This window comes from Agromyces sp. P1_H4 (assembly GCF_056405255.1).
Map to the genome: position 1 here is coordinate 1 of NZ_JBFUCL010000532.1, position 1483 is coordinate 1483.

The 1483-nt window shown below is 72.2% G+C and carries 2 protein-coding genes; one reads left to right on the forward strand and one right to left on the reverse strand.

Annotated features, from left to right (window positions below; all coding sequences use genetic code 11):
• Positions 1 to 67: 67 nt before the first annotated feature.
• Positions 68 to 883, forward strand: a complete 816-nt coding sequence (locus tag AC1DY2_RS19695; RefSeq protein ID WP_476763949.1) for a shikimate 5-dehydrogenase — start codon at positions 68 to 70, stop codon at positions 881 to 883.
• Positions 884 to 944: 61 nt separating this feature from the next.
• On the opposite strand, the gene AC1DY2_RS19700 is transcribed toward AC1DY2_RS19695, so the two are convergent.
• Positions 945 to 1483, reverse strand: a 539-nt coding sequence (locus tag AC1DY2_RS19700; RefSeq protein WP_476763948.1) for a hypothetical protein, incomplete at its 5' end; no start/stop codon positions are given.

Here is a 1483-nt window from a genome sequence, read left to right on the forward strand (position 1 = left end):
GCCGCGGCCTGCGCGGCAGTCGGCTCCGCGCGAGCGCCCGCGCGCGGCATCCGGCACCATTGAGGGCATGCCCATCCTCAACAAGGACATGTCGGTCTGCATCTCGCTCGCGGCCCGGCCGTCGAACCTCGGCACGCGCTTCCACAACTTCCTCTACGACGAGCTGGGCCTCAACTTCATCTACAAGGCCTTCACGACCGACGACATCGAGGGCGCCGTACGCGGCATCCGTGCCCTCGGCATCCGCGGGTGCTCGGTGTCGATGCCGTTCAAGGAGGCGGTGATCCCCCTCCTCGACGTGCTCGAGGAGTCGGCCGCGGCGATCGAGTCGGTGAACACGATCGTGAACGACGGCGGCGTGCTCACCGCGTCGAACACCGACTACGAGGCCATCGCGATGCTCATCGCCGAGCACGGCATCGACCCCGGCGAGCGGGTGCTCGTGCGCGGCTCGGGCGGCATGGCGAAGGCGGTCGTGGCGGCGTTCCGCGGGGCCGGCTTCGGCGAGGTCACAGTCGTGGCGCGCAACGAGGCCGCGGGCTCGGCGCTCGCCGCGAAGTACGGCTACGCCTGGGTGGCGGAGGACCCCGCGCCCGCGTTCGACGTCATCGTGAACGTCACTCCGCTCGGCATGCACGGGGCGGATGCCGCGGCGCTGGCGTTCCCGCCCGCGTTCATCGAACGGGCGACCACGGTGTTCGACGTGGTGGCGTTCCCCGCCGAGACGCCGCTCGTGGCGGCCGGCCGCGCAGCCGGGAAGCGCGTGATCTCGGGAGCCGAGGTGATCGCGCTGCAGGCCGCGCGGCAGTTCGAGCGCTACACCGGCGTGCCGCTCACCCGCGAGCAGGTGGAGCGGGCGTCGGCGTTCTCGCGGGCGGAGTAGGGGCGGCTGGCGGCATCCGCTCTCGGGCAGCGGGCGTGCCGGGCGGCCGGGGCGCGGCCGCTCAGTGCACGAGCGAGCCGAGCCAGATGACGAGCAGCCCGAGGCTCCCGGTGACCACGGCGCTGACGACGCGCAGGTACCAGGGGCTGCCACGGCGGGCGGAGGCGAGGTAGCCGAGCACCGCGAGCACGGCCACGCCCACCCAGAGCGCGGCGTAGTACGCCACGTACTCGTCGACCCACCCGACGACGGCGAGCAGCAGGAACACGGCGGGCAGCACCATGGCCAACAGCAGTCCGGCGGTGTGCCGGATGGCATCGCGAGCGGCGATGAGGACGGCGCGCAGCCGCGGCTCCGTGTCGTCCTCACGCGCGAGCACGCCCGAGTAGATGTGCGCGAGCCAGAACACGCCGACAGATCCGAGCACGAACAGCAGCACCTCGAGGTCGGTGTCGTCCTCCCACCCCACGGCGATCACGGAACTGACGAGCACGGTGCCGTAGATCGCGTACTCCGTGCGGTAGGCCGAGAGCGCCCTCCGCACGGGAGTCCACACGGCGTGCATGGCGGTTCCTTCCACCGGGCGCAGGGGACCCTGCG

Excerpts from the sequence above, each read along its gene's own strand:
- AC1DY2_RS19695 (WP_476763949.1), top strand. The coding sequence starts at position 68 with ATGCCCATCCTCAACAAGGACATGTCGGTCTGCATCTCGCTCGCGGCC.